Here is a 24,979-nt window from a genome sequence, read left to right on the forward strand (position 1 = left end):
CACCACGGCGCACCGGTCTCCGGGCGCATCCGAGCGGAAAGGGCGGTTACCGATGACCGACACAACCCCGGGCGGTTCCCCCACCCGGCCCCCCCAGGGCAGCGCAACCCCGCCGCCCCCGCCCCCGACCCCGACCCCGACCCCCACGCCGAGCGGCCCGGCCCAGGCCACGGCACCCGCGCCGACCGGCCCGGGGTGCGGGCCGGAAACCGGGGTGTCGGGTGGGGCGGAGGCCGAGGTGTCGGACCGTTCGCCGGCTCGTCCGCCGACTGGCCCGCAGGACCATTCGGCGGCCGGCTCACACGGCCGTCAGCCCGTTGGGTCGCAGGCTTGTCCGGCGGATGGGTCGCGGGGCGGGTGGGGGGCTGGTCGTACGGCGGGCCGTACGCCGGAGGAGGCGCTGGGGCGCAACGTGCGCGAGGTCATCGCACGGGTGGCGCGGAACGCGGTTCCTCGCAGTGTGTGGGTGGAGGTGACGCCGCTGCCGTTCGACGGTGCGGCGCTCACACTGACCTGTGCCGATCGCCTGGAGGCGGCCGAGGAGGTGCTCTGGCAGGCGGCCCACCACGCCGAACGTCAACTGCGGCGGGTCGGCTGGCACGTCACGCGGCTGGCTGCCCGGCCGCCGCGGTGGCGGGGTGTGGGGCCGGGCAACTGCGCGGCTTCGGGGCCGGCTCAGGAGCTTGTGGTGCTGGGGTGGTCGCTGGAGGCGCTGGCCACTCGGGCGGCGCTGCTGGAGGTGTCGCTGCGCGGGGTGCTGGGGACGAGCCCGGACTTCACTGTCGGCAAGTCGGCGGAGCTCAGCCTGACCCATCTGCGGGCCGCCCTGCTGACCGAGACGGGAGTGCGGGAGCCGTCCATGCCGGACGTGCCGTCCAAGTGGGACGTGTCGGAGCCGTCCGAGTCGGACGCGCTGAGGCCAGGCGCGGTGGTACGGGGGGTGCAGGACGAGCTGAGTGCGCGCTACCTGCGGTGGCCGGCGCGGTTGCGGGAGTTGGAGGGGCTGCAGCGGTGCTCGACCGTCCGTGCCCTGCGGTACGCGCTGGCGCGGGTGGCTGGGCTGGAGCGTGCCGTACAGGAGCGGTGCGAGGCCCATCTGGCGCTCGCCGCCCGCACGGTCCACCTGGTCCTGCGGAACTGGGGCGAGCTCCATGACCTTGAGCAGGCCGCTGAGTTGGCCTGCGGCACCCTCCGGCGCGCGCTGGCCGGCAAGGAGCCCGGCGAGTGGGGCCGCGACGAGCTCGAGGCCCGAGGTGTTTCCGAGGATAGGGAGGACCCCGTAGGTCAGATGACCTCCAGAGATCGGGACGATCCCCGAGATCGGGAGGATCCCGGCGGCGCGCAGGTGTCTCGAACCGTGGATCCGCTGTTCGGGGGGATGTATCGGCTGGTGGCCGCGACGGTTCCGAATCTGCCACAGCCGGCGGAGGACTGATGAGCCGTCCCGCGCGCGCACGGCGCGGTGTCGCGCCGGTGAGGGTCGCCGCCTGCCTGACGGTGGGCGCGATCATGGCCGACACCACGGGCAGCACGCTGGCCCTGCCACTGCTGGCCCGAGACCCGATCGCGGTCCATCTGGCCGTCACGGACCTGTCGTGGCTGGCGACGCTGAACCTGGTGGTCCCGGCGGCGCTGCTGGCGACGGCGGGACGGGCCGCGGATCTGCTGGGGCGGCGGCTGGTGCTGGCGTTCGGGCTGGCGTCGATGATCGCGGGGGCGGTCCTGGTGCTGCTCGCGCCGTCGTGGCCCGCGCTCGTCGCCGGGCGGGTGCTGTCCGGGCTGGGCGGGGCGACGATGTTCCCCGGCGCGCTGAGCCTGCTGCTGGACGCGGTCGGCCAGGTACGGCGGCGCTCGGCGATGGTGACGTGGGGCACGGCGTCCGGCGTCGGCGGGGTGCTCCTGAACATGGGCGCGGGCTGGCTCCTGGACCTGGGCTGGCGGGCGCTGTTCGTACCGTCGGCCGTCGCGGCGGCGGTCGCGCTGCTGCTGGTGCCGGCCCTGCCGAAGATGACCGCCCGGACCCGCAAACCTGACGTGCCGGGCATGCTGTTGCTGGTCGGCGGGCTGGGCCTGGCGATGTACGCCATCACCAGCGGCTCGCAGTGGGGCTGGACCTCGCCCGTACTGCTGGCCACGGTGGCCGCCTCCGCCACCTGCGTCCTGCTGGTCGTGCGCCGCTCGCGGCAGCACCCCGGCGCGGTCCTGGAGGCCGACCTGTGGCGGCGGCCGGGCCTGCGCTTCGGCGCGGCCGTCGCCGCGGTCACCACGGCCATCACCTACAGCGCGATGCTGGTCCTGCCGCTGCAACTGCAGAGCCTGGGCGTCGGGCGTGGGGACGTCGGCTGGTGGCTGGCCCCGATGGCCGCGGTCGGCATCGTCGTCGCACCGGTCGCCGGGGCGATCAGCCGGCGCAGCATGATGCTCGGGATCTACTGCGGCTCCCTGGTGATGGTCGCCGGGGCCGCGGCGCTGATCGTCACGGCGGACCGGCCGCCGGGGTGGTGGCTGATCGTGGGCACGCTCGCCGTCGGGACCGGCTCGACGCTGGTGTTCACCGGGGCCAGCATCGTGGGGAACTCGGCCACTGCTCCTGAGCAGTACGGCGCGGCCGTGGGGGCGATCAGTACGGCACGCGTGCTCGGGGGTGCGCTGGGCATGGCGGCGGCGGCCGCGGTGCTGGCGAACCCGCTGCCCCAGGCCCTGTCCGAGAGCCCGACCCTGCCCGGCTACAGCACGACCTTGCAGGGTGGGCTCGCGCTGAGCGCCGTGATCGCCACGGCCACCTTGATCCGCTGGACCCGTACGGCTCGGCCCGCTGAGGCGGAGGACGACTGGGCGGGGGACGCGGTGGTGTGGGAGGCCGACGAGGCGGACTGGGCTCGCGGGTTGCGGTCGCGGGAGACGGTGCCTGGGTGGGGGAGCCGTGACCTCGGGTGGGGGCAGGGTGACCCGGGCTGGGATGAGCCGGGCTGGAACGGATCGGACTGGGACGAGCCGGGGTGGCGTGAGCAGGGCTCGGGCGACTCCGGGTCGCGGGCGGGTGGGGCCGGGGTGCGGGTGCCGCGGCAGGTGGCTCCGCTGCTGTCGGCGCCCACCCCGTACGACGCCGGGCCGGTGGACCTGCAGGAGACCCTGCGGGAACTGCAGGCGGCCCGGCAGCAGATCGCGGTCCTGCGCGGCTACCTGGCCGAGGCCGAGGCCGACTGGGCCCAGATCGCCACCGACATCGAACAACAACGCGCCGACCACGACCGCGCCACCAACCGCAACACCGGCCACCACAACCCCGGCCACCACAACCCCGGTCACGGGGCCGATTCCCACGGGGCCGGTCACCACGGTCCCGAGGCCGATCGCGGTGATCGGGGCGCTCATCCGTACGGCAGGCCGGCGTGGCCGGTCGGTCCGCATCGCTGATCACGTCTGCTGGAGGTTCCCATGCTCGCCCCCGCGCCACAGGATCCACCCGGTCCCGCCTGGCCCACCCTCGACCGGCCCGCCCGGGTACGGCACGCCCGCCATGCCCGCCCGGCTCCGGACTTCGACGACCACGATCCCGGCCAAAACCGGGCCGCAGGAGGGCTCGGCAGGGAGCGCAGTCTCGGGCTCGAGCTGGGCCTCGGGACCGGGCCTGAGCCGGTGGGACGGTCCCTGGAGCGGTCCGGAGATCGGCTGCTGGTCCCGGCCGACGAACCCACGGCCGAGATCCCCGCCATCCCCGCCGCGCCCCTCCCCCCGCGCCGGCAGCCGGTCCCGCCCGCCGTACCCCTCCCTGTCCCCGAACAGGCCACCCAGGCCGCCGCTCCCGTCTCGATCCCGCAGCAGGCCACCCCGGCCGCCACGTCCTCCTCCATCCACCACCACACGACCCTGCCCTCCGTGCCCCAGCAGACCGGGGACCGGTTGGTTCGGACGCCTGCCGTACCGCAGCAAGGCGGCGCACGGCAGCAGCGCTCGCTGACGGCCGAACTGATCGTCCCCGACCGGCTGGACCGCATGCACCGGATCGCCACCCGGAACATCGCCGAGATCCGTCGCCTCCTGGGCTCCTGAACCCCCGCTCCACCCGCTCTCCGACAAGGCCCCACCATGAACCAGAACCCGTCCGCCGTTGCCTACACCGAGATCTACGCCGCTGACGGCCCGGCCGCCGTCGCCTACTTCCGCCGTTACGGCTTCACCGAGGTCGCCACCGCGACCGGCGCCGACCAGCACAGCACGCTGCTGGAGGCCGGGCCGGTGCGGGTGATCGTCACCACCCCGGCCGCCCGCACCTACGGGCCGGTCTCCGAATGGCTGGCCAGGCACGGTGACGCCGTGGCCGACATCGCCCTGTACCGCGACGACGTGGAGCAGGTTCTGGAGCGCGCCAGCGCCGCCGGGCTGGGCGTCCACCGGCCTGGGCACGGCGGGCCCGCGGTGGTGCAGGGGCTGGGGGCCCTGCGGCACACGGTGCTCGACCTGATCGACGTCGATCCGGGAGATCCGCTCGTGCCGGGCCGGGCGTGGTCGCCGGTGCAGGGCGGTCGTCGCGACCTCTCCGACGAAGGGAGGGCCGAGCCGTTGCGTGAGGTCGATCACCTGGCGGTGTGCCTGCCGCCCGGTGAGCTCGCCGCGACCGCCGAGCTGTACCGGCGGGTGTGGGACATGGAGGTCGTCGACAGCCAGCGCATCGAGGCCGGCCCGACCGCGATGGACAGCCTGGTGCTGCGCGACGCGCTCGGCGTGACGTACGTGATGGCCGAGCCCGACCCCACGCGCGCGCCCGGACAGGTGGACGAGTTCGTGAAGGGGCACGGCGCGGCCGGGATCCAGCACATCGCCTGGCGGGTGGACGACCTGGTCGAGGCGGTCACCGGCTTCGCCCGGCGCGGGGTGGAGTTCCCGCCCGCCCCGCCGGCCACCTACTACGAGGACCTGGCCGCGCGGTTCGCCGGCACGCCGGGCCTGCCCGCCCAGCTCCCCGACCTGCAGGCGACCGGCATCGTGCTGGACGTCGACCACGGCGGGACGCTGCTGCAGATCTTCACCCGCGCCCCGCACCAGCGGGGGCTGCTCTTCTACGAGCTCATCGAGCGCCGTGGCGCGACGGGGTTCGGCGAGCGCAACGTCGTCGCGCTGTTCGAGGCGCGCGAGCGGGACCTGGCCCGGCTGGCCGCCGCCTCCTAGCAAGAACCCCGGCCCGGCGGGCCCGTGTCCGGAGGGCCCGCCGGGTTTCCACCCTCGAAGGAGATGACCATGTTTCTGACGCTCGACGACTTCGAGCGGGCCGCGCAGCTCGCCGTGGACCGCCGCTGGTGTGGAGAGCCGGTGTGGGACTTCATCGCCGGCGGCGCCGGCGCGGAACGCACGCTGGAGGAGAACCGCGCCGCCTTCAACGCCTGGCGCCTGGAGCCGCGGGTCGCGGTGGACGTGTCCGGCGCCGACCTGGGCACGACCGTGCTGGGCGACCGGTGGGCGGTGCCGATCGGCATGTCGCCGACCGCGCTGCACCAGCTCTGCTGCGACGAGGGCGAGCTGGCCTCCGTCACCGCGGCGGCGCGGGTCGGGGTGCCGCTGACCTTGTCCACGTTCGCCAGCCGTACCGTCGAGGAGGTGACGGCCTGGCGGCCCGACGCGCAGGTGTGGCAGCAGGTCTACGTCTTCAAGGACCGCAAGGTCACCGCCTCCCTGGTGGAACGGGCCCAGGCGGCGGGAGCCAGGGCCATCGTGGTCACGGTGGACTCGCCCTGGCTCGGGCGCCGCCACCGCGACCTGCGCCGGGGCGGGAAGGTCATCCCGCCCCAGGTGGTCGCGCGCAACCTGGCCGCCAGCGTCGGCCACGACCCCGACATCGCCTCCCCGGCCGAGCACAGCGCGCAGAGCATGGACCCCTCGCTCACCTGGGCGGACATCACCTGGCTGACGACCATCACCGACCTGCCGGTGGTGGTGAAGGGCATCCAGCACGCCCGGGACGCCGAGGCGGCGGTCGCGGCGGGCGCCGGGGCGGTGTTCGTCAGCAACCACGGCGGCCGCCAGCTCGACCAGTGCCGCGCCACGCTGGAGGTGCTGCCCGAGGTGGTCGCCGCCGTGGGCGAGAAGTGCCCGGTCATCCTCGACGGCGGCATCCGCTCCGGCCTCGACGTGCTCGTCGCGCTGGCGCTGGGCGCCCGCGCGGTCATGGTCGGCCGGCCGGTCCTGGCGGGGCTGGCCGCGGGCGCCGCCTACCCGGTGCTGGGCGGCGCGGCCAACGGCGTGGGGTACGTCATGCGGGCGCTGGTCGAGGAGCTCCTGGACGCGATGGGGCAGACCGGCCGCCCGACCCTGGCCGACATCGGCCGGGACCTGGTCTCGCCCGCTCCGCCGTACGCCGCCAAGACGGCCGGGTGCGGGCAGCCCGCCTCGCTGCCGATCGAGCTCACCTTCCCGCCCGAACTCACCCTCCCGGCCCCCTCCGCGGCCACGCTCGGAGCGGCGTCATGACGATGACGCGGCACCACCCCGCCCCCGCGACCTCGGTCCCGACCCGGACGGTGGCCGAGGTCGCGGGGCGGCTGCTGGCCACCCTCGGCGTCACGACGTGCTTCGGTGTGGTCGGCAGCGGCAACTTCCACCTCACCAACGCGCTGATCGCGGCCGGGGTGCCGTTCGTGGCCGCGCGGCACGAGGGCGGCGCGGTCACCATGGCCGACGCCTACGCCCGCACCAGCGGCGCGCTGGTCGCGGTCTCGGTGCACCAGGGGCCCGGGTTCACCAACGCGCTCACCGGGCTGACCGAGGCGGCCAAGAGCCGGACGCCGCTGCTCGTGCTCGCGCCCGAGACGGCCAACCCGCGCTCCAACTTCGCCGTCGACCAGGAGGCGATCGTCCGCGCGACGGGCGCGCTCTACCTGCGGGTCTCCCGCCCGGAGTCGGCCGCCGACGTCCTGGTCTCCGCGGTACGGCAAGCGCGCGCCGGCCGGGGCACCGTGGTGGTCGGGCTGCCGCTGCACGTGCTCGCCGCCCCGGCGACCGGTGAGCCGCGCTCGGTCCCGATGCCGCTCGCGGCGCCGGCGGAACCGGCTTCCGAGCGCGACGTCGCCACCCTGGCCGAGGCGCTGGCGACGGCCGAGCGTCCGGTGATCGTCGCCGGGCGCGGGGCACGGGACGCTCAGCCGTACCTCGAACGGCTGGCCGACCGGGTGGGCGCGCTGCCGGCCACCTCGGCGGCGGCGCACGGCCTGTTCGCCGGGCACGACTTCGACCTGGGGCTGCTGGGCGGCTTCAGCACGCCGGCGGTGGCGGACCTGGCCGCCGAGGCGGACCTGGTGGTGGCGTGGGGCTGCTCGCTGACCGGGTGGACCACCCGGCACGGGCGGCTGATCCACCCGGCGGCGCGGGTGATCCACGTCGACCACCGGCCCGAGGGGCTGGCGGCGACCCATCCGCGCACCGGGGCCGGGGCCGAGGTCATCGGCGGCGACTGCGCCCGCACGGCGGTCGCCGTTCTCGACGCCCTCGGGGGACGCCTGCCGTACGCGCGGGAGGGGTATCGCACCCCGGCGGTGCGCGAGCGGCTGCGCGCCGGCCGCCGGTGGAACCGGCTGCCGATCGCCGATCCGGCGACGGAGGCGGGCCGCGTCGATCCACGAGCACTGGCCGCGCGCCTGGACCGGCTGCTGCCGGAGGAGCGCACGCTGGTCACCGACTCCGGCGCGTTCATGGGCTACCCCATCGCCTACCTCGACGTGCCGGACGAGGCCGGGTTCTGCTTCACGCAGGCCTTCCAATCCATCGGGCTCGGGCTGGCCACCGGCATCGGCGCCGCGCTGGCCCGCCCCGACCGGCTCACCGTGGCCGCGCTCGGCGACGGCGGCGCGCTGATGGGCATGGCCGACCTGGAGACCGCCGTACGGCTCCGCCTGCCCCTGCTGGTGGTGGTCTTCAACGACGACGCCTACGGGGCCGAGGTCCACCACTTCACCGGGCACCCCCTGGACGCCGTCACCTTCCCCGAGGTCGACCTGGCCGCCATCGCGGCCGGGTACGGCTGCGCCGCGGCCACCGTCCGCGACCTGGCCGGCCTCGCGGCGGTCACCGACTGGTTGCGGGAGCCGACCCGGCCCCTGCTGGTCGACGCCAAGGTCTCCCGCGAGCTGACGCCGTGGTGGCTGGAGGACGCCTTCGTCGGCCACTCGGCTCCCCCCGCTCCCGCCGCCGGTACGGCGGCGGGCCACGCCCCCTGATCCATGGGGGGCACACCGAAGGAGGAGAGATCAACTGATGTGGGATGCCTTATCCCCCAGGGACCGGGGGGAGATCGGCCTGATCGCCGATCGCTACGGCCCGGGCCTGCTCGACTACCTGAGCGCGGAGCTCAGCCGCGAGGACGCGCTGCGGGCGCTGGCCTGCGTGCTGCTGTCCGCGCGCACCCACCTCCACCGGCTGTCAGGACCGGCCACCAGGGGCTGGCTGTACGCGCTGGCCCGGGCGCACCGGGCCGACCTGGCCCACGCCCACCCGGCCTCCACCGGTTCCTGGCGGCGCGCCGCCGGTGACAGCGCCCCCGACCTGGTGGACGGCGCGCTGGCCGCGCTGGAGACCGACCTGCGCGAGGTGCTGGACCTGTCGGCCCGGCACGGCCTCACCGACGCCGAGATCGGCGCGATCTTCGACCTCGGCGTCCTGGAGGTGGAACGGCTGGTCGCCGAGGCCGAACGGCGGCTGGGCCAGTGGGTCGCGGCAGCAGCCGGGGCCCAGGGCGAGGACGGGTGCCGGCAACTGGCGCTCCGGCTGGCCGACTGGCAGGCCGCGCCGATGCGCCGCACCCGTACCCAGATCACCCGGCACATCGAGGACTGCCGCCGCTGCGCCGCCACCCGCGGCGAGGTCGGCGCGGCGGAACTGCTGGCGCACCTGCCGCTCCTGGACTACGTCGGCCCGCTGGAGGACCTGCTGGCCGTCGCCGAACCGCTGCCGGGACACGACGCCGGCTGGCGCGCCGACGGCTACCCCGTCCAGCAGCACACCCTCATGGAGGCCCTGGAACGCATCCCGCCCCCGGCGGGACCGATCTTCACCGGCGACGAGGACCCGTCCGCGGAGCCGTCCTCCCTGGGCGAGCACTTCCTGGCCAACTACAGCACACCGGAGAGCCGCTACCGGGAGCTGGAGATGGACATGGACCTCGACGAGCACACCGACGGCGACCACTGGCTCGACCTCGGCCGGACCCTGCTCACCAAGGGGAAGGCGGTGCTGGTGGTCGCCGTCGTGGCGGTCATCGGGTTCTTCGTCTTCCGCGGGGTGCAGGCCCCGGCCGTCAGGTCCACGGCCGCCGCCGGGCCCGGCGCAGGCCAGGTGGAGCCGGCCCTGGTCAACACCCCCGCCGCCGTCCCCGACCGGACCGCCGCCGACGGGGGGCAGGACCCGGCGGCGGAAACCGGCGTCCAGCAACCCCCACCGGTGCCGACGGTGACGCCGCACACGGTGCCCACCGCGGCCCCGGTCGCCACGGTGCCGGTGGTGCACAACGGCCAGCAGCAGCCGTCCCCCAGTGCCCCGCCACCCACCCGCCCGGCCGACACCACCGGCAACACCGATAAAACCGGCAAGGCTGACAAGAACGACAAGTCCGCCGGCGGCGCCGGCCCCGACGCCCCTCCCCAGACCCTCCAGGGCCCGGGGAGCGGCCAGCAGCAGAAGGGCGGACCGAAGACCCCGCCGGCGGGCGGCGGAGACTCGCAGCAGCAACAGAAGTCGCAGCCGAAGGCGCCCCTGCCCAAGCCGCCGGCCCCGGTGGCCAGCATCGCCGGCATGGACATGGGCACCTCGCGGCACGGCTCCCTGCAGGTGTCCTGCCCCAAGGCCTCGTGCCAGGTCGTCTCCTCCTCTGTGGCCTCCGGGCCGCTGTCGGCCAGCGGCGCGAGCTTCAGCATCTCCGAGCCCTCGACCGAGAAGGGCTGCGAGGCCGGTCCCCGGCGCGGCAGCGGCAGCATCACCGTCTCCTGGACCGGCACCGCGACGGGCGACGGCGTCACCACGGAGGGCACGACCACCGCCGAGGGCACGCTCACCGTCTCGATCACGTGGTCGGTCGAGATCGACCGGGGACGCGCGACGACCATCAACGGCGTCACCTACTGGTCCAACTGTGGCACGCCGGCTCCTGAGGCCGGCGGTTCCGGCTACCAACTCGGCACGAGAGGCTGAGCATGAGGAAGATCGCAAACCTGTCGAGACGGCAGAAGATCGCCGCCCTGAGCGCCACCGTGCTGCTCTGCCTGGGCGGGGTGCCGGTCGTCGCGGCCGCCACCGGAGCGGACTCCATCGAGGGCGCCTACGAGAACAACGCCCTGGTCGAGGGGCACTACGAGGCCGCCGCGGCCAAGGGCAAGAACACCCCGCCCCCCGGCAAGCCGCCCGCGCCGCCCAAGACCGGCACCGGCGGCGGGCCCAAGGCGCCGCCGCCGAACCAGCCCTACGCCAAGCCGCAGTCCACGCCCGCCGGCAGTACCACGCAGTTCTGCGAGACCACGGCCGGGGGCGGCGGCTGGTCGCAGATCCAGACCGCGGGCAGTTGCGCCCCCGACAAGGTCGTCACCTGCCAGTGGGACGCCGGGTCCGGCAAGTGGACCTGCGTGAACGCGGTCGGCTGGCCGGTGCAGGCGCCCGCGTCGTTCTGCCAGGCCCAGCCGGGGTTGTGGCCGTGCGGGTCCGCCTCGACCGGGCACGCCAACCAGCCGATCGTCGCGGTCGCGGTGACGCCCAGCGCGGGTGCGCCGGCGGTCGCGGCGCAGCCGCCGGTCGATCCGGCGGTCCCGCCGGTCGCCTCGCCGCCGCCGGGCGTGCCCGCGCCCGGCGGCTCACCCGCGGCCTCTCCCGTCCCGTCTACCGCCGTCTCGCCCACGGTTTCGCCCACGGTTTCGCCCTCTGTTTCGCCCACCGCCAATCCGGCGGCGAAGCCGGCCCGGCCGGCGATCCGGCAGGCCGTCGCGAGCGCGCGGGCGGCCGGCATGGAGCCGTGGCTCGACGTCGACCTGTCCGGCGCCTACCTCCAGGGCAAGACGGCCTACGAAAACGCGATCGAGCAGGTCGTCGCCGAGGCGGCGCTGCCCGGGGTGGTCGGGGTCAAGTACGCCGCGTCGGTCGGGTTCTCGGGGTTCTCGACCGCCGACCAGGCGCGTGACTTCCTGACCCGGACCCACCGCGTGCTGCGGACCCGGTTGCCCTGGCACCGGCTCGCCGTCGAGGTGGTCGCGCCCGAGCTCGGCTGCGGCCAGAACACCGCCTGCGTCCGGGCGATGCGCGCCGCCTACCCGCTGGTCACCGCGGCTGAGGTGACCCGCTACCTGCAGGCCGTGCGCGGCGTGGACCGCATCTACGTCGCCTCCGGCCTGTTCACCGCCGAGTACGGCAAGCACAAGATCACCTACGGCGGGAAGGTCGTGACCCCCTCGGAGGCGCAGTGGCTGGGCGTGCACGCCCGCGGCTGGGGCTCCTACGGCCAGATCGCCTCCCGCGAGTACAGCCTGGCGCAGCCGTCCGGCTCGGCGGCCCGTGACCGCAAGACGATCGCCAAGCTGATCGCCGAGCAGATCACCAAGCCGGTCCGGCAACGGGGCATCCAGTCGATCACGCTCTGGGGTCACCACCTGACCTCCGGCAAGACCGGCTACCAGTTGCTCGACGCCGGTCCGCTCTGGCAGGCCCTGCTCGCGCAGAACGCCCGCCGTACCCTGTCCGTCGTGGTCAGCCCCGGCCCCGCCGGGGCGATCACCGATCTCGACCAGCTCGGCCAGGGCTTCCAGGAGATCTTCATCCTGGGCTGATCGGCCGAGCCGCCCGCGGACGGGCCCCGAACCGGCGGCATCGGTTCGGGGCCCGCTCGCGTGCGCGGCTACCCGCCGATCGGGGGTTCCTGGAGCACGCAGGCGCCGGTCACCGGGTCGAGTCCGGCGCCGGGCTCGCACGGGGGCGGCGGCTGCTGCGGCCCCCCGGTGGGCACGGGCGCGGCCGGCTTGTCGGCGGGCACCGGGTCGGCCTGCGCGGGCTTGGTCGGCCGGGGCTTGGCGGGCCGGGGCCTGGCCGGGTCCGGCTTCGCGGCGGGCGGAGTGGCCGAAGCCGAGGGCCTGGGCTTCCGCGTGGGCCTGGCGCTGCGGCTCGTCCGGGGGGAGGGGGTCACGTAGAAGCTGAGCGTCCCCGGCTGGGACGGCGTGGGCGATTGCGACACCGCCGCGGGCCGGGCCGGTTCGGCCGGCTCGTGCGTGATCCAGAGCCAGCCGCCCGCCACCACCGCCAGTGCGGCGGCGACGCCGATCACCGGCGCCCAGGGCAGCAGGGCCGGTCCGGACCGGCCGTCCCAGTCCTCGTCGCCGCGCCGGCCGGTGCCGTCGGGCAGGGAGTTGTACCATTCGCGCCCGCTCATGGGCAGCGGCGGCGCGGGCCCGTCGCCCGTCCGGCCCCTTGGCGGCCAGACCTTCCGGCCGGGCCCGTCCTCCGGTAAGCCCGGCTCCAGCGGGGAGGGGTCGTCACGGTCCGGCATAGGACATCCCGTCACGTTGGGCGGCCACTGTCTCTTCCGTCCCAGCCTATGCCGGGACGTCGCGGCCGCCCAGCCTCCATTCGCCCCCAGACCGGGGCATCCCGGGCGGGCGGAAAACCGGTGGCTTGATCCGTAGCCGGGCCGTCACCATGGGCGAGGGTGCCGATGACGGGGAGGTAACGGCGGTGGCGACGGAGACGGGTGCCGACGACGGTCAAGCGACGGCTGACGGAGCCGGGAGAAAGTCGGCGGTCATGCTGGCGCTCGGCTACTACGGGCGCGAGTTGCGCAGGCAGTGGCCGGTGGCGACCCCGGCGTTGATCTCGCCCGCGCTGGGCAACATCTGCCTGCACTACCTGGCGCCGCTGGCGGTGGGCGCGCTGGTCGGGCACCTGGCCGGAGGCGGCGACGGCACGCTCGGGACGCTCCTGCCGTACGTGCTGGCCTTCGGCGCGATGCTGCTGCTCGGCGAGGTGTGGTGGCGGGTCGGCCTGCACTTCCTCAACCGCACCGACGCGCGCGGCATCGAGCGGCTCGGCGCGGTCGGCATGGACGAGCTGATGGCCAGGGACTCGGCCTTCTTCCACGACAACTTCGCCGGCTCGCTGACCAAGCGGGTGCTGAACTTCTCCTCCGGCTTCGAGGAGTTCGGCGACCTGATGGCCTTCGCCGTGGTCGCCAAGCTGGTGCCGCTGGGGTTCGCCTCGGTGGTGCTCTGGCAGTACCACCCGGTTCTGGTGCTGGTCCTGCTGGGGCTCATCGCCTTCACCGGCCTGGTGGTGGCGCCGCTCATCCGGCGCCGGCGGCGGCTGGTCGACCAGCGTGAGGCGGCCAAGGTCCGGGTGTCCGGGCACGTCGCGGACGTGCTGACGAACATGGAGTCCGTGCGCGCCTTCGCCGCCGAGGAGCGCGAGGCGGCCGAGCACCGGGTCCGCCTGGTCGAGCAGCGCAGCCTCACGCTGCGCTCGTGGGACTACAACAACCTGCGCGTGGACATGCTCGTCGCCCCGCTGTCCATCATCACCAGCACGCTGGGACTGCTGCTGGCGGTGGCGTTGCGCGGCGGCCTGGGCGTGGAGGCGATCGTGGTCACCTTCGCCTACTACACCAGCGCGACCACGGTGATGTTCGAGTTCAACCAGATCTACCGCCGGCTGGAGAGCGTGCTGTCGGAGGCCGCGCAGTTCACCGAGCTGCTGCTCACCCCGCCGCGGGTGGTCGACACGGCCGAGCCGCAGCCGCTGCGCCCGGCCGACGCGAGCGTGCGCTTCGAGCGGGTGGTCTTCGCGCACCCGGGCAAGGAGCCGCTCTTCGACGGCCTCGACCTGGACGTCGCCAGCGGCACGAAGATCGGCCTGGTCGGCCGCTCCGGCGGCGGCAAGACCACGCTGACCCGGCTGCTGCTGCGGCTCATGGACATCCAGGGCGGCCGGATCCTGGTCGGCGGCCAGGACATCGCGCAGCTCCGCCAGGCCGACCTGCGCAGCCTGATCGCCTACGTGCCGCAGGACCCGGCCATGTTCCACCGGACGCTGCGCGACAACATCGCCTTCGCCCGGCCCGAGGCGAGCGAGGCGGAGATCCTGCGGGCCGCCGAGGCGGCGCACGTCACCGAGTTCGCGCGGGCGTTGCCCGAGGGCTTCGACACGCTGGTGGGCGAGCGCGGCGTCAAGCTCTCCGGCGGCCAGCGGCAGCGGGTCGCCCTGGCCCGGGCGATCCTGCGGGACGCGCCCATCCTGCTGCTGGACGAGGCGACCAGCGCCCTCGACTCCGAGAGCGAGGTGCTGGTGCAGGAGGCGTTGTGGAGCCTGATGCGCGACCGCACCGCGCTCGTGGTGGCGCACCGGCTGAGCACGGTGGTCAGCATGGACCGGCTCGTCGTGCTCGACCACGGCCGCATCGTGGAGCAGGGCAGCCACGCCGAGCTGCTGGAGGCCCGGGGCTCCTACGCGCGGCTGTGGCACCACCAGTCGGGCGGCTTCCTCCAGGAGGCCGACGAGGACGGCGACGAGGAAACCGGCGAGGAGGCCGACCCGGTGCCGGAGGGCAGCGCCGGGGTCAGGATCTGACCTGATCCCGTACGGCAAGCCGAGCCTGGTCGGCCGCGGCGCGTCCCGCGGCCCAGCCCTCGCTGTCGTAGGCGCCACGCACCCGGCTGCGGGTGAGCTCGGGGAACATCGCCGCCACGGCCTGGTCCACCTCGGCCGTCCGCGCGGCCAGCACCGGGACCAGGTCGGTGCCGCGCGCGGCGGCCTCGGCCTCGACCGTCTCGGCGGCGGCCGCCTCCAGCCGCTCGCCGATCCGCCCGGTGAAGGCCTGGAGGAACGACTCGCGGAAGGAGCGCCGGCGTGACTGCCCGGAGCCGTGCTTCTTGGTGCCCGCCCGCACGATGGCCGTGTCCGCCTGGACCAGCAGCGAGGTGAACAGCAGTTCCACCGCGTCGAGGTCGGTCTCGAACCCCAGCACGGTGACGAAGCCGAGGTCGTCGTGCCACACGGCCCGGCACCGGTTGGCGTCGGCGACCACCGACAGCAGGGTCGCCTTGGCCTGCTCGTAGGGGGCGTCGAGGCCGATCCGGATGCCGCTCGGCCCGTCGTGGGCCGTGCCGGCGTGGGCGTCGAGGAGGGCCCGGTCGATGCTGTGCTTGGCCATCAGCCGTTGCGCCGCCGCGGTGAAGGTCTCGGCCTCGGCCTCGAACGAGGTGGACTCCGCCTTGGCCAGCAGGGCGCGGACCCGGCTCAGCGTCTTGCCGTCCGCGGTGGAGCGGCGGGCCGGGCGGGCCGGCCGGTTCTCGCCGGGGAGGGGGCCGAGCCGGTCCAGCCGGGGGAAGGCGGTCAGCGTCTGGAGCAGTTCGAGGCTGCGGGTGAGGGTGAGCAGCCGGGGTTCGCGGAGCGGCGCCGGTGGGGCGCTCTCCAGGTACGGGGCCCAGCGGTCGGGCACCGACGCGTAGCCGCGCAGTTCCCGGGCGATCAGCTCGCTCACCACCTCGGCGTGGGTCCGGTCGCGCCGCCGTTCGACCAGGCGCACCACGTCGGCCGGCTGCCAGCCGTTGCGCCAGAGCGTGCCGAGCAGGCGAGTGAGCATGCCGGTCAGCTCGCGGTCGACGCGCCGGGCCCAGCCCTGGTCGTCGCCGTCCTGCGCGGCCAGCTTGGCGACGCACCGATCGAAGCCGTCCTGGTCGTCGTGGCGGAGCAGCTCGACGGCGGCGGTGATCAGGTCTGCGGGCCGGTCCACGGGTTCCTTTCCTGGGTGCATGTCCGGTCAAGGGTATCCGGACCTGCGTTCAACGGACTGTCTGGCGAAAGTTGATCTCCCTGGGTACGCTCGGACGGAAAGAAAGCTTCTTCCATGGAGGTCTGGTGGGCAAGAAGTTTCATGCTCTGGCATTGCCGATCGCGGCCGCGACCCTGGCCGTCCTGGCGACACCGGCGCAGGCGGCCGACGGGTACGACCGCTGTCAGGAAGGCAACTACTGCCTGTTCTCCGGCCTCAACGGCACCGGGGACATCGTCCAGCTCAAGGCCGACACCGCCGACCTGGCCGCGCTCGGCATGGGCGATCGCGCCAAGTCCGACTGGAACCGCACCGACACCCTCATCCACCTCTACTCCGAGGCCGCCTACGGTGGCTGCACCGCCGTCACCGGCCCGCGCGGCAAGGGCAACTTCTACATCGACTTCCGCGACTTCTTCGACTCCGTCCGCTTCGGCGGCCCAGGCGGGCCCTCCTGCTCCATCTGGGACGACGAGTACTCGCTCAAGCGCGCGGGCGTGACCGACTCCCACGGCTGATCAGCCCCACGGCCACCGGCCGGTCTCCTGTGCCGATCCACGGGGGGCCGGCCGGTTTCAGTCCGCCCGCATCCGCACGCGCGGCGCCGGCGGCACCGGCAGCCAGAGGGTGGCGGTGTGCGCGTGTCCCCGGCTGCCGCCGACCTCGACGGTCAGGGTGCGCTCGCGGAGCCGTACGCGGCGGCCGGCGTCCTCCATCCACGCGACCGGCCACGGCAGCGTGAGGCGGATCTTCTCGGCGGTCCTGGACGGGTCGGCGACGGCCAGCCGGACATAGGTGCCCCAGCGGGCCAGCAGCAGCGTGCACGGCCCGTCGGCGGACAGCCCCGCCACCGAACCGGCCCGCCAGAAGACCGCCGCGGTGAGCTCGCCGGCCCGGATCGCCTGCACCCTGCTGCTGTTGGCCAGCACCTCGACCGGCGGCCGGGCGGCGAAGGCTCCGGTGGCGTCGGCCGAGAAGCCGGGCAGCACGGCGTAGGCGTACCGCGCGCGGTCGGGATCGACGCCGTGGTCGAGCAGGAGGGTCGTGTAGTGCCGGGTGTGCCGCTCGCGGTCGCCGCCGGTGGTCGCGCCGCGGTCGATGTCGCGCCAGCGGCCGGTGCGCTTCTCCCGCACGACCTTGAGCTCGGCGTCGTCGAGCGAGACGTAGCCGGCGACCCCGGCGAGATGAGCCCACGACTCGCCCCGGGCCAGCTCGGGGTGCGAGGTGTGGGTGTTGCGGTTCTCGACGACGGTCTCGACGCGGCGGCCGTCCGAGGCGGTGATCCCGGCGCCCAGCGCGATCACCGCGTCGTCGAGCAGGAACCACGACTTGCGGGCCCGGAGCGAGGAGCCCTGGGCGTCGAGCTGCATGGCGGCCACGCCGTACCGGCCGTCGAGGGCGACGCCGCCCGCGAAGCGGGCGCTCGGACGGTACCGCGCGCCGTGCGGCAGGGCGGCGCGCTTGCGGCGATCGACGGTGGTGCCGGGCAGCCGGTAGGGGTCGATGGTCGGCCAGAGCTCGTCGTTCCAGTGCGTGAGGTCCTCGGTGTAGAGGTAGGTCATGCCGTCGCCGGTGTACCAGCCGTGCAGGTTCTCCCGGTTCATGCCCTCGACCGCGGCGATGCGCGCGGACGACATGGAGATGGCGTAGGCCCAGGTCGGCCGGCGGTGCACGACCCGGTCCATGTCGGCGAAGACCCAGGTGCCGACGGTCCGCCGGCCCTCGGGCACCGCGGGGTCGGCCAGGAGCCCGGCGGCGGCGGGCGGCGCGACGAGCGCCGGATTGCGGGCCAGCCAGCCCTTGATCATGGGACGCCAGCGCTCGGCGTGCCGGGCCGGGGCGGCGGGCAGCAGGTGCAGGACCGCCTCCATCGCCCGCTGGCCCGAGGTGTGGTCGCGATGCCCCTGGACGCTGATCTGCCGCCCGCGCAGGCCGTCCATCATGAGCCCGTCGAAGATCACCGGGACGAAGGAGCGGTCCACGATGTCGAAGACGTTGACCAGGTCAGGGTCGGTGATCTCCCACGGCGAGCCGGCCAGCAGCGTGATCAGCCGGGCCACCCCGTCCAGCAGGTCCACGCCGTAGCTGCCGGTGTAGGGGAACAGGTCGTGCTGGATGAACGAGCCGTCCCGGTAGAACCCGTCGCCGGGGCCGCGCGTGTAGCGCAGCAGGCTCCAGCGCCCGCCGCCGCGCCGGTCGGAGACGCCGTCGCGGGCCAGCTTGATCAGCCGCGGGTCACGGGTGAGCACGCCGTGCATTGCCACCGCCATGGCCTTGCCCGCCCGGTTGGCGCCGGTCTCGACCACCGACGGCATGCTGACGCGGTGGTCGGGATCGGGGCACCAGCGCCGCAGGGGCCGCAGCCAGCGCTCCAGCCGCTCGCCCGGCAGCGCGTCGTACAGCAGGGCGCAGGTGTCGGTCAGCGCGCGCGGCACGCCGATCTCCCACCAGTACCAGTTGCTGCCCCGCCGCGGCAGGTGCTCGTTGTAGGCGTGCCGGTGGAGGAAGTCGAGCGCCGCGACCGCGCCCCTGGCCACCTCGGGGTCGCCGTGCAACCGGGTGCCGGGCGTCGCCCAGCCCAGGGCTAGGGTGCGCAGCCGGGTGTAGGAGCGGTTGAAGTCGCCGGTCGCCGGGTTGCCCAGCGGCAGGTCGCGCCACAGGCTGGGACGGCGGGGGTCGGGATCCATCTTGCGCCAGACCGCGCCGGCCGAGCCGTCGAGCCGTTCGGGGTCGGCCGCCATCAGCTCGACCCAGCGGCGGCGAGCCGTACTGAACGCACTGGAAAGGCCGGCCGCGTCGGCGGGCCGGCCGGTCAGCGCGAGGCCGACCAGCGCCACGCCGCCCAGCAGGACGGATCGCCGCGAGAGCGGTCCACGGATGGGCGGGGTCATGAAGCGGCGGCCTCGCCGGCCCGGGGTCTGCGCTTGTCCGCCACGCCAGCAGAGCTTAGAGGCTCCTGCCGCCGGGCCGGGCGAGCGGGATGAGCGGAAGGCCGGAAATGCGGCGGGAACCCAGCCGGGCCGATCGCCATAAGCTGGGCTTCATGGCTCCGCTGCTGACCTTGCTGGACGGCGTTCGCTGGAAGGGCGCGCGCGTGGTCGGCGACCGCGCGCAGACGCTGCTGGCGGTCCTCGCCCGGTACGGCAGGGCGGGCGCCCCCGACGAGCGGCTGATCGAGGAGCTGTGGGGCGAGGAGACCCCCGCCAACCCCACCAAGGCGCTGCAGGTCGTGGTCTCCCGGGTGCGCGCGGCGACCTCGCCGGAAGCGGTGGTGCGGACGCCGCGCGGCTACCGGCTGGGCCTGCCGGACGAGCAGGTGGACGCGCTGCTGGTCGGCGTGCTCGCCGCCCGCGCCCGGACCGCCCTGGCCGAGGGCGACGTGACCGGTGCCGCCGCCCACGCGGGGGAGGCGCTCGCCCTGGTCCCCGCTGGGCTCGAACCGGCCACGGGCGCGCTGGCCGAGCTGCGGGAGTGGACGGCAGGACGGCTCGGCGAGATCCGGCGCCTGCTGGGCCTGGCCCGGAGCAGGAGCGGCGCGCACGAGGAGGCGCTGCCGCTGCTGGAGGAGGCCGCGGCGGCGCAGCCGTACGACGAGGAAGTGCTGGTCTGCCTGCTGCGCAGCGAGGCGGCGGTGCGCGGGACGGCGGCGGCGCTGGAGCGGTTCGACCGCCACCGGGCGGCGCTGGCCGAGCAGCTCGGCGCCGATCCCGGCCCGGAACTGGCCCGCGTGCACGGCGAGTTGCTGGCCGCCGACCGGCCGGTGCGCGAGGGCGTGCGTTACGACGGCTCCTCGCTGCTGGGCCGCGACGGCGACATCCGCGCGGTGCAGGGCCTGCTGCACCCGCACCGGGTCGTGTCGATCGTGGGACCGGGCGGGCTGGGCAAGACCAGGCTCGCCCACGTGGTCGGCCGGACCGCCACGCAGCCGATCGTGCACTTCGTCGAGCTGGCCGGCGTCACCTCGCCGCAGGACGTGGTCGGCGAGGTCGGCTCGGCGCTCGGCGTGCGCGACTCGGTGAGCGGGCGGCACTCGCTCACCCCCGACCGGCGGGCCGACGTGCGGGGGCGGATCGCCCAGCAGCTCGGGCAGGCCCCCGCGCTGCTGATCCTGGACAACTGCGAGCACGTGGTGGAGGCCGTCGCCGACCTGGTGGCCTTCCTGGTCGCGACCAGCCGCGACCTGCGGGTGCTCACCACCTCGCGGGCGCCGCTGATGATCGCCGCCGAGCAGGTCTACCCGCTCGGCGAGCTGAGCACCGGCGACGCGGTCGAGCTGTTCCGGCAGCGCGCGCGGGCGGCGCGGCCCGGCGCCCGGCTGGACGACGCCGTGATCGAGGAGATCGTCACCCGGCTCGACGGGCTGCCGCTGGCGATCGAGCTGGCCGCGGCGACCGTGCGGGTGATGGCGGTGGAGGAGATCAGCCGGCGGCTGGCCGACCGGTTCGCGCTGCTGAGCGGCGGCGACCGCAGCGCCCCGGACCGGCACCGGACCCTGCTGGCGGTGATCGACTGGTCGTGGAACCTGCTGGAGGAGCGCGAGCGCCGGGCGCTGCGCTGGTTGTCGCTGTTCGGCGACGGCTTCAGCCTGGAGGCGGCCGAGGAACTGCTCGGGCCCGAGGCGTGGCCCGCCGTCCGGGCGCTGGCCGAGCAGTCGCTGCTCGGCATCCGCGAGAGCGACCTCGGCCTCCGCTACCGGATGCTGGAGACGGTCCGCGAGTTCGGCCGGATGCGGCTGGCCGAGGCGGGGGAGGAGGCCGAGGCCCGCGCCGCGCAGCGAGCCTGGGCCACGGCCTACGCGCGCGAGCACGCGGCGAAGCTGTTCAGCGGCGGCCAGTTCGAGGCGTGCGACGCGCTGCGCGCCGAGGAGGGCAACCTCGCCGAGCTGCTCCGGCAGGCGCTGGCCGAGTCCGACGCCGCGACGATGGTCCAGTTGCTGATGGGCCTGGGATCGCTCTGGTCGGTCCGCGGCGACCACCCGCGCCTGCTCTCGCTGCGCGAGGCGATCGGCCACGCCTTCGCCGGCTGGAAGCCGCCGCCTGAGCTGGAGGACCCCACCCGGGTGGCCCTGGTGATCACCCTGATGAACACCATGGTCGCCTCCGACGGCTCCGACGACGAGCTCCGCGCCCTGCTGCGCACCCTGCCCCCGGAGGAGACCACGCATCCGAGCGTGGCCGCCATGTCCGAGGTGATGCTCGCCTACGACTACACCGACGGCGTCACCGGGCTGCCCCGGCTCGACGAGCTCAGCCGCAACCCCGACCGGCACGTGGCGCACCTGGCCGCGCAACTGAGCGTGCACGTCCTGGAGAACGCCGGCGAGTGGGAGCGGGCCATCGAGACCGCCGAACGCGCGCTCGCCCTGACCGGGCCGGAGGACGGCCCGTGGCACGCGGCGCTCCTGCACACCCAGCTCGCCCACCTGGTCATGCAGCTCGGCCACCGCGACCGGGTGGTACGGCACGCGCGCACCGCCCTGCCCGTGCTGAGCCGGCTGGGCGCGACCGACGACGAGACCCAGCTACGCGCGCTGTTGCTGTTCGCCGCGCTGGAGGACGGCGACCTGGAGACCGCCGAGGCGGAGCTCGACCGGATCCGCCGGCTCAACGACAACGAGCCGGTGCTCGGCGGTCTGGCCATCGTGCCGTTCTGCGCCGCCGGGGTGGCCCTGGCCAAGGGCGAGGTGGCCTACGCCCTGGCCCTGCACCGGCTGGCCGTGGGGCGGGCGCGCGACCTGCGGCTGCCCGCGATGGCCCAGACCGGCTTCGAGCCGTGGCTGGTGGTGGCCGAGGCGCTCGCGCTGGCCGCGCACGCCTACCACGGCACGCCCGACGACCTGGCGTACGGGGAGGAGCTCCTGAGCACCGCGCTGGCGCGGGTGCACGGGGTCCTGAACGCCGGCATCACCTTCATCGACTACCCGGTCTGCGGCACCGTGCTGTTCGCCGCCGGGGTCTGGGGGCTGCTGCGCGGCGGCATGGAGCCGGAGGCCGCGGTCCGGGCGATCGTGCTGGCCGAGCGGTTCGGGTACAACCGCAGCATGCCGAGCATGTCCTTCGAGCGCATCGTCCCGCACGCCGAGCGCCTGGCGCCCGGCGTGCGGGAACGGATCGGGGCGGAGTACGGCCGGCGGCGCGGCCCCGCCCTGCTGGCCGAGGCCCAGGCCCTGGCCGAGCGCCTGCACCGCTCTCATCCCGCTTAGATGTGCCGCTTGTAGCTGCGGACCGAGAGCGGCGCGAAGATCGCGATCACGATCAGCCCGGCCAGCAGCGTCCAGCCGACCTCCACGCTGAAGGTGCCGTGGTTGGCCAGGTCGCGGGCCGCGGTGACCAGGTGCGAGACCGGGTTGACCCGCACGAAGGCGGCCAGCCACCCGGGCAGCGTCTCCACCGGCACGAACGCGTTGGACAGGAAGGTCAGCGGGAACAGGATCATCATCGAGATGCCCTGCACCGCCTGCGCGCTGCGGGCGATGGTCCCGACCCAGGTGAAGATCCACGCCAGCGCCCAGCCGGTGAAGATGGACAACAGGATCGCGGCCAGCACCCCGCCCGCGCCGCCACCGGGCCGGTACCCCATCACCAGTCCCATGCCGAAGGTCAGCACCGCGGCGATCGTGTACCGCAGCAGGTCGGCCACCATGGGCCCGGCCAGCGGCGCGATCCGGGCGATCGGCAGCGACTTGAACCGGTCGAAGACTCCCTTCTCCATGTCCTCCCGCAACTGGGTGCCGGTGGCCATGCAGGTGGTCAGCACGGTCTGGGCGAGGATGCCGGGGATCATCAGCGGCAGGTAGTTCGCCACGTTCCCGGCGATGGCGCCGCCGAAGATGTAGGCGAACATCGCGGTGAACAGGATGGGCTGCAGGGCCACGTCGAAGAACTGCTCGGGGTTGCGGCGCATCTTCTTGAGCGCCCGCCAGGCCATCGTCAGCGTCTGGGCGACGGTCTCGCCCAGACTCACGTGCCGGCGCGCGGAGGCCACCCGGTCGGCCGTCCTGCGGGGTGGTGCGAGGGTGGTGCTCACTTGTCCTCCTCCTTCTCCTCGGTCCCGTGGCCGGTGAGGGCCAGGAAGACCTCGTCCAGGCTGGGCTTGGCGACGCTCACCGAGGCGATGGCGATCCCGGTGGTGCGCAGGGCGATCAGGACGTCGGCGGCCAGGTCGGCCTGGTCCAGGGCGACGTTGAGCCGGCCCTGCTCCGGGCTGAGCACCGGCTCGGTGCCCAGCACGCGGCGCACCACGGCCACCGCGTCCGGCACGACGGCCGGGTCGGCCAGCAGCAGGTGCAGGGTCGAGTTGCCGACCATGGTCTTCAGCTCGTCGGGCGTGCCCTCGGCCACCTTGCGGCCCTGGTCGATGACCGCGATGCGGTCGGCGAGCTGGTCGGCCTCGTCGAGGTACTGGGTGGTCAGCAGGACGGTGCAGCCGCCGGCGACCAGGGCGCGGATGGTCTCCCACATCTGGCCGCGGGTGCGCGGGTCCAGGCCGGTGGTCGGCTCGTCGAGGAAGATCAGCGGCGGCCTGGTGATCAGGCTGGCGGCCAGGTCGAGCCGCCGGCGCATGCCGCCGGAGAACTGGGCGATCGGCTTGTCGGCCGCCTCCTCCAGGGCGAACTGCCCCAGCAGTTCGGTGGCGATGCGCTTGGCGCGCGGCGAGGCGATGCCCTGCAGCCGGCCGAACAGCCAGAGGTTCTCGCGGGCGGTGAGGTTCTCGTCGACCGAGGCGTACTGCCCGGTCACGCCCACCAGTTGCCGGATCACGTGCGGTTCGCGGGCCACGTCGACGCCGAAGATCTCCGCGCGGCCCGCGTCGATCTTCAGCAGGGTGGCCAGCATGCGCAGCGTGGTGGTCTTGCCGGCCCCGTTGGGGCCGAGGACGCCGAAGATCTCGCCCGGCCGGACGGCCAGGTCGATCCCGTCGACGGCGCGTTGCTCGCCGAAGGTCTTCACCAGCCCCTCGGCCCGTACGGCGAGGCCGTCCCCGGCGGGCGCCGGCCCGCTTCCGAAACGGTCGAGTTCTGTGATGGTCATGCCCCGACTCTCGGCGCCTCCGGTTTCACGGTGCCCTCACGGTGGTTTCACGATTGTGAACGTTAACATCACGAGCAGCTGAAACGCGCGGAGAACGCCCGCGTAATCGAACTGTAATCCAGCCTTCCCTTGACGGTCCCCAGTGTGAACGTTCACATTTTGTGAGCGTTCACATGAAAGGAACCCCCCAGTGTTCAAGCGGATCTCGGCCCTGGTGCTCGCGGGCCTGACAGCGCTGACCGTGACCTCCTGCGGCTCCTCCGGAGGTGCGGGCGGCGGCGCGGACGACGGCACGCTCACCATGGGCTTCTCCCAGGTCGGCGCGGAGAGCGGCTGGCGCACGGCCAACACCAAGTCCGTCCAGGACTCGGCCAAGAACGCCGGCGTCACCCTCAAGTTCTCCGACGCCCAGCAGAAGCAGGAGAACCAGATCAAGGCCCTGCGCTCCTTCATCCAGCAGCGCGTGGACGTCATCGCCTTCTCGCCGGTCGTCGAGTCCGGCTGGGACACCGTCCTCAAGGAGGCCAAGGACGCCAAGATCCCGGTGATCCTCACCGACCGGGCGGTCGACTCCAAGGACACCACCCTCTACAAGACCTTCCTCGGCTCAGACTTCGTCGAGGAGGGCCGCAAGGCCGGCAAGTGGCTCCTGGAGGAGTTCAAGGCGACCACCGAGCCGGTCAACATCGTCGAGCTCCAGGGCACGACCGGTTCCGCCCCGGCCAACGACCGCAAGGCGGGCTTCGCCGAGGTCATCGCGGGCGACCCCAAGTTCAAGGTCATCGCCTCGCAGACCGGTGACTTCACCCGCGCCAAGGGCAAGGAGGTCATGGAGGCCTTCCTCAAGGCCAACCCGGACATCGACGTGCTCTACGCGCACAACGACGACATGGGCCTGGGCGCCATCGAGGCGATCGAGGGCGCGGGCAAGGTGCCCGGCAAGGACATCAAGATCATCACGATCGACGCGGTCAAGGACGGCATGCAGGCCCTGGCCGACGGAAAGATCAACTTCATCGTCGAGTGCTCCCCGCTGCTCGGCCCGCAGCTCATGGACCTGGCCAAGAAGGTGGTGAAGGGGGAGAACGTCCCGGCCCGCGTGGTGACGGAGGAGACCACCTTCACCCAGGAGCAGGCCAAGTCGGTCCTGTCCAGCCGGCAGTACTGAGCC

Annotated in this window: 17 protein-coding genes; 12 read left to right on the forward strand and 5 right to left on the reverse strand. The window is 74.1% G+C overall.

Annotation, left to right across the window (positions count from 1 at the left end; genetic code table 11):
* Positions 1-412 precede the first annotated feature (412 nt).
* The 8 genes from ACIBG7_RS25115 to ACIBG7_RS25150 all read left to right on the forward strand — a co-directional run bounded on the left by ACIBG7_RS25115 (position 413) and on the right by ACIBG7_RS25150 (position 11,792).
* Positions 413-1,435, forward strand: coding sequence for a hypothetical protein (locus tag ACIBG7_RS25115; protein ID WP_397337745.1), 1,023 nt, complete (start codon positions 413-415; stop codon positions 1,433-1,435).
* A complete protein-coding gene (locus tag ACIBG7_RS25120; protein ID WP_397337746.1) occupies positions 1,435-3,417 on the forward strand; it encodes an MFS transporter in 1,983 nt (660 codons plus the stop codon). The genes ACIBG7_RS25115 and ACIBG7_RS25120 overlap by 1 nt, the downstream gene beginning before the upstream one ends.
* 21 nt (positions 3,418-3,438) lie before the next feature.
* Positions 3,439-4,053, forward strand: a complete 615-nt coding sequence (locus ACIBG7_RS25125) for a hypothetical protein (RefSeq protein WP_397337747.1) — start codon at positions 3,439-3,441, stop codon at positions 4,051-4,053.
* A 36-nt stretch (positions 4,054-4,089) separates the two neighbouring features.
* Positions 4,090-5,169, forward strand: coding sequence for a VOC family protein (locus ACIBG7_RS25130; protein WP_397337748.1), 1,080 nt, complete (start codon positions 4,090-4,092; stop codon positions 5,167-5,169).
* A gap of 63 nt (positions 5,170-5,232) precedes the next feature.
* Complete coding sequence (locus tag ACIBG7_RS25135) at positions 5,233-6,465, forward strand: alpha-hydroxy acid oxidase (RefSeq protein ID WP_397337749.1); 1,233 nt, start codon at positions 5,233-5,235, stop codon at positions 6,463-6,465.
* Positions 6,462-8,207, forward strand: coding sequence for a thiamine pyrophosphate-binding protein (locus ACIBG7_RS25140; RefSeq protein ID WP_397337750.1), 1,746 nt, complete (start codon positions 6,462-6,464; stop codon positions 8,205-8,207). Before ACIBG7_RS25135 ends, ACIBG7_RS25140 begins: the two co-directional genes overlap by 4 nt.
* 37 nt (positions 8,208-8,244) lie before the next feature.
* Positions 8,245-10,173 (forward strand): RNA polymerase sigma factor, encoded by a 1,929-nt coding sequence (locus tag ACIBG7_RS25145; RefSeq protein ID WP_397337751.1) that lies wholly within the window; start codon positions 8,245-8,247, stop codon positions 10,171-10,173.
* A 2-nt stretch (positions 10,174-10,175) separates the two neighbouring features.
* Positions 10,176-11,792 carry a hypothetical protein gene (locus ACIBG7_RS25150; protein ID WP_397337752.1) on the forward strand — a complete coding sequence of 539 codons (1,617 nt, stop codon included), beginning with the start codon at positions 10,176-10,178 and terminating at the stop codon, positions 11,790-11,792.
* A gap of 68 nt (positions 11,793-11,860) precedes the next feature.
* Here the strand turns inward: ACIBG7_RS25150 and ACIBG7_RS25155 are convergent, their stop codons facing one another.
* A complete protein-coding gene (locus ACIBG7_RS25155) occupies positions 11,861-12,505 on the reverse strand; it encodes a hypothetical protein (RefSeq protein WP_397337753.1) in 645 nt (214 codons plus the stop codon).
* A gap of 254 nt (positions 12,506-12,759) precedes the next feature.
* On the opposite strand from ACIBG7_RS25155, the gene ACIBG7_RS25160 reads away from it, so the two are divergent.
* Complete coding sequence (locus ACIBG7_RS25160; RefSeq protein WP_397337754.1) at positions 12,760-14,574, forward strand: ABC transporter ATP-binding protein; 1,815 nt, start codon at positions 12,760-12,762, stop codon at positions 14,572-14,574.
* Here the strand turns inward: ACIBG7_RS25160 and ACIBG7_RS25165 are convergent.
* Entirely contained in the window at positions 14,564-15,739 is a 1,176-nt protein-coding gene (locus tag ACIBG7_RS25165) for a DUF2786 domain-containing protein (protein ID WP_397337755.1), read from the reverse strand. The two genes, ACIBG7_RS25160 and ACIBG7_RS25165, sit on opposite strands and share 11 nt — an antisense overlap.
* Before the next feature lie 125 nt (positions 15,740-15,864).
* Between ACIBG7_RS25165 and ACIBG7_RS25170 the strand changes: the two genes are divergently transcribed.
* Complete coding sequence (locus tag ACIBG7_RS25170) at positions 15,865-16,296, forward strand: peptidase inhibitor family I36 protein (RefSeq protein ID WP_357936345.1); 432 nt, start codon at positions 15,865-15,867, stop codon at positions 16,294-16,296.
* 57 nt (positions 16,297-16,353) lie between these two features.
* Here ACIBG7_RS25170 and ACIBG7_RS25175 read toward each other — a convergent pair whose 3' ends face one another.
* Positions 16,354-18,669, reverse strand: coding sequence for a polysaccharide lyase 8 family protein (locus ACIBG7_RS25175; RefSeq protein WP_397337756.1), 2,316 nt, complete (start codon positions 18,667-18,669; stop codon positions 16,354-16,356).
* A 152-nt stretch (positions 18,670-18,821) separates the two neighbouring features.
* On the opposite strand from ACIBG7_RS25175, the gene ACIBG7_RS25180 reads away from it, so the two are divergent.
* Complete coding sequence (locus ACIBG7_RS25180) at positions 18,822-21,980, forward strand: ATP-binding protein (protein WP_397337757.1); 3,159 nt, start codon at positions 18,822-18,824, stop codon at positions 21,978-21,980.
* Here the strand turns inward: ACIBG7_RS25180 and ACIBG7_RS25185 are convergent.
* Together ACIBG7_RS25185 and ACIBG7_RS25190 are read right to left on the reverse strand one after the other, a co-directional pair.
* Positions 21,977-22,804 (reverse strand): ABC transporter permease, encoded by an 828-nt coding sequence (locus tag ACIBG7_RS25185; protein ID WP_397337758.1) that lies wholly within the window; start codon positions 22,802-22,804, stop codon positions 21,977-21,979. The genes ACIBG7_RS25180 and ACIBG7_RS25185 overlap by 4 nt on opposite strands.
* Complete coding sequence (locus ACIBG7_RS25190) at positions 22,801-23,808, reverse strand: ATP-binding cassette domain-containing protein (RefSeq protein ID WP_397337759.1); 1,008 nt, start codon at positions 23,806-23,808, stop codon at positions 22,801-22,803. The genes ACIBG7_RS25185 and ACIBG7_RS25190 overlap by 4 nt, the downstream gene beginning before the upstream one ends.
* A gap of 190 nt (positions 23,809-23,998) precedes the next feature.
* On the opposite strand from ACIBG7_RS25190, the gene ACIBG7_RS25195 reads away from it, so the two are divergent.
* Entirely contained in the window at positions 23,999-24,976 is a 978-nt protein-coding gene (locus ACIBG7_RS25195) for an ABC transporter substrate-binding protein (protein ID WP_357936335.1), read from the forward strand.
* Positions 24,977-24,979 lie beyond the last annotated feature (3 nt).

The organism is Nonomuraea sp. NPDC050328 (assembly GCF_044459405.1).
Taxonomy (GTDB): Bacteria; Actinomycetota; Actinomycetes; order Streptosporangiales; family Streptosporangiaceae; genus Nonomuraea.